This is a genomic window from Bacillus sp. J33 (genome assembly GCF_000518885.1).
Taxonomy (GTDB): Bacteria; Bacillota; Bacilli; order Bacillales; family Cytobacillaceae; genus Cytobacillus.
The window spans coordinates 1-3,445 of the sequence record NZ_JAEL01000176.1; the positions used below are offsets into that span (position 1 = coordinate 1).

The window sequence follows — 3,445 nt, forward strand, 5'->3', positions numbered from 1 at the left end:
CGCAAAAAGTTAAAGTAGGCCGTAAATAAGGTGACGTATGAAATGGAACCATGTTCAGAGCCGAATCCATGAGTGGAGCGATAATTGCCCTTAAATCAGGAGGGGTAAATATGAAAAAGGCATTTTTATGGGTTGCTATATTATTCACTTTCGCAGGGATCCTTGCAGGGTGCGGTTCATCTGAAAAGAGCAGCGGCGGCGAAGACAAGATTGTCATCGGGTATTTCCCTAATATCAACCATGTTCCGGCAATGGTTGCAAAGGAGCAAGGGTACTTTGAGAAACAGCTTGGTGATGGAACAAAAGTAGAATATAAGACGTTTGCAGAAGGCGGTTCATTTATGACAGCCCTGAAAACAGGCGATATTGATGCGGGACTTGTAGGGCCAGGGCCAGCAATGAATAACTTCTCTACTGGAGCAGACGTTAAGATTATCGCTGGGGCTTCAACTGGCGGAACAGTGGTCCTTGCTAGAGAAGGAGTAGAAATCAATTCTCTTGAAGATTTTGAAGGAAAAACGTTTATTACGCCTGGCGTCGGCTGCACACACGATGTTCAGTATGAAACATATTTAGAAGAAGCTGGCATCACCTCTGCTCGCATCGGCGGTACAATGAAGCACTTAACAGGCAACCCAGCCCAGTATGCAAGCATGCTGAAAACTGGAAAAGTTGATATTGCCGTTGCACCTGAACCATGGGCTGCGGTAATTGAACAGGAAACAAACGCTGAAGTTGTAATAGGGTGGAATGAAGTATCCTTCGGTGAAACTCTTCCTGCATCAGTATTAGTTGCAACTGGTGATGCCGTGAAAAACAGACCAGAAAAAGTCCAGAAAATTGTAGATGCACATAAAGATGCAGTGAAATTTATCGAAGAAAATCCAGAGGATGCAAAAGCAATTACAATTAAAGATATTAAAGAAGTAACCGGCCAAGAGCTCGAGAAAGAAGTAGTGGACCGTGCTTGGGAAAGAATCGGCTTCACATATGATGTTGATGCTGAAACAATCCAGGCCTTTGCAGATTCTTCCTACACTTTAAAATTCCTTAAAGAGAAACCAGAATTCAGCGAGCTTATTGCGAAGAACTTTATTCAGTAAAAATTGGACCGGAGCCTTTAAAAGGGTTCCGGTTTTTTTATTTGGTACTCTTCCGATGGGAAGCTCAGCAGCAAATCAATGCTAAGAGGAATGAAGAGTAAGGAGGGAGAGTATGTTTGGATGGGATTTTCATAACAGCAAATCAGACCGGATCAAACTATTCTTCTTCATCCTAGCGGTCTTTCTCGTAATCGGCTTTACATCATCATTTATTTTCCGCAGCATGAATACAAATGAAGTCGGAGCGCAGGACAATACACCGCAAATTGCAACGGAATCGGCAGAAACAGCCGATTCCAGCACTTCCAGTGGAGCTGAAGAAGATCCATCCCAAAGTGTAAATAAGTACGATCAAACCGAAAATTTTTCTAAAGAAGATTTACAACAAACAAAAGCAACAGCTGTTCTATTTGTTACAGCCTTTCATACGTACAATGCAGAGAACCCCCAGGAATATTTAGAAAACGCAAAACTCTATATGACCGATGCTTTATATGAAAAAATGAAGAGAAACATGAGAAGAGAGCCGCTTGATCGTTCCTATTTAACTGTTAAAGAAACAAGTGTTACCCCTGTTGTTAATTCCAGCAGTTCTGTTGTTCGCTGGAATGTCATGGTGATGGGTGAAGCGAAGGCAACTGATGGCACAATTTCAGAAACGGAAGATTGGTATTTGATCGGTGTTCGGCAAGTGGATGGTGAATGGAAGGTAGAGGATGTGAGAGTAAATGTCCCAAACTAACGATTCAAATAACAGTTATGAAATAGATGGAAGTTCAGCCTTAAAGAGTGCTGCTGGTACAGCTGGTAAAGTAGCTGCAAAACAAGCCGGAAAACAGGTTATCAAGAAAGCTGGGCAAAAAGCCGGGACAGCTGTCACTCTAAAATTAGGTTGGCCAGTCATTTTAGGAGCTGTAGCCGTATTAATCGTATGTATGGGAATTGCTGTCGCAATGGTCCTTATCATTGCATCCAGTGGGGAAGAATCAAAGCCTGAAGGCGATGGGTTCTGGGGTGGAGAAATATCCGAAATCGGCGCAAATGAAATTCCGGCTGCATTTATACCAATCTATAAGGCAGCTCAAGAAGAATACGGTGTGCCGTGGAATTTACTTGCAGCCCATCATCGCGTAGAAACGCGATTTTCAACCATTCATCCTATGATTTCGCCCGTGGGAGCAACTGGGCACTTCCAGTTTATGCCTTGTACGTGGGTTGGATGGGGCCATCCTTCGTGTGGTGGATTAGGGAAAGGTAATATCTCACAATCTGAAATTACTAGCCTTTCTGTCATTTCAAAGTATGGTGGCTATGGCGTTGATGGAGACGGAGACGGCAAGGCTGACCCAAATGATTTAGAAGATGCTATTTTCGCAGCAGCTAAGTACTTAGCTGCAAACGGTGCAGCTGATGGACGTATCCGTGATGCTGTTTTTGCTTATAATCATGCGGAATGGTACGTTGAAGAAGTGTTAGGTTTTGCTGATTCTTATGTAAAAGGATATGTTGCCATTGGCGGCGGTTCAGAAGGGCTTTCTGGTGTAGAGGTTGTAGATGTCGGGCGAAAGTGGATTGGAAACTCTGAATATATCTTCGGTGGCGGACGAAATCAAAGTGATATCGCAGAAGGGCGTTTCGATTGCTCGAGCTTTGTACATTGGGCGTTCGCTCAAATAGGCATAGATTTAGGTCCATTGACTTCAACCAGCACAGAAACTTTGAAACACTTAGGAAAACCTGTTTCTCCTAGTGATATGAAGCCAGGTGATCTAGTATTCTTTGATACTTATAAAGTAGATGGTCATGTCGGCATTTATGTTGGTAATGGGAAGTTTATTGGTGCGCAAACAAATACAGGCGTTGCCATTGCGGACATGACAAAAGGGTACTGGAAAGATACTTTTAATGGACGAGTAAAACGTTTATAAAGCAGTGTCATCACTGCTTTTTTCTTAATCTTTCCAAGAAAGTAGGAGTAGTATTTGGCGTACCACCAACTTTTCGCGCAAAACATACGTTAAGCAAAATTTGGCAAAATTTTTAAATGTTTTTATACTCTAAGACTGTTACAGCTGTAACAAAACTTATCTTTTGTCTATTAACTGAACATTGATAAAGAGATAAGTTATTGAACATTAACAGGTAAGGAAACTTCTAATAAATCCTTAACCTTGAGACGTACAGTAACTCAGGATTTTATGAACATGATCCTAAGCGTATGTTTTACGCGATTGGCTGGTAGGACCCCATGCCCATCAAGCTAACAAAGTAAATTACTAGATACGAAATGATCCTTGTTTTAAAACTAGCGAGTGATGGAAAAGTAGGCATGCCAAAGAAGC

General features: G+C 42.1%; 3 protein-coding genes. All 3 read left to right on the forward strand.

The genetic code is table 11. From position 1 onward, the window contains the following. Nucleotides 1–110 precede the first annotated feature (110 nt). Nucleotides 111–1,103 (forward strand): aliphatic sulfonate ABC transporter substrate-binding protein, encoded by a 993-nt coding sequence (locus L634_RS0128275; protein WP_026585278.1) that lies wholly within the window; start codon nucleotides 111–113, stop codon nucleotides 1,101–1,103. 112 nt (nucleotides 1,104–1,215) lie between these two features. Beyond that, entirely contained in the window at nucleotides 1,216–1,845 is a 630-nt protein-coding gene (locus L634_RS0128280) for a hypothetical protein (protein ID WP_026585279.1), read from the forward strand. Beyond that, a complete protein-coding gene (locus L634_RS32005) occupies nucleotides 1,832–3,031 on the forward strand; it encodes a C40 family peptidase (protein ID WP_084029054.1) in 1,200 nt (399 codons plus the stop codon). Before L634_RS0128280 ends, L634_RS32005 begins: the two co-directional genes overlap by 14 nt. Nucleotides 3,032–3,445 lie beyond the last annotated feature (414 nt).

Coding starts and splice junctions, on each gene's coding strand:
- L634_RS0128275 (WP_026585278.1), top strand. CDS start 111: ATGAAAAAGGCATTTTTATGGGTTGCTATATTATTCACTTTCGCAGGG.
- L634_RS0128280 (WP_026585279.1), top strand. CDS start 1,216: ATGTTTGGATGGGATTTTCATAACAGCAAATCAGACCGGATCAAACTA.
- L634_RS32005 (WP_084029054.1), top strand. CDS start 1,832: ATGTCCCAAACTAACGATTCAAATAACAGTTATGAAATAGATGGAAGT.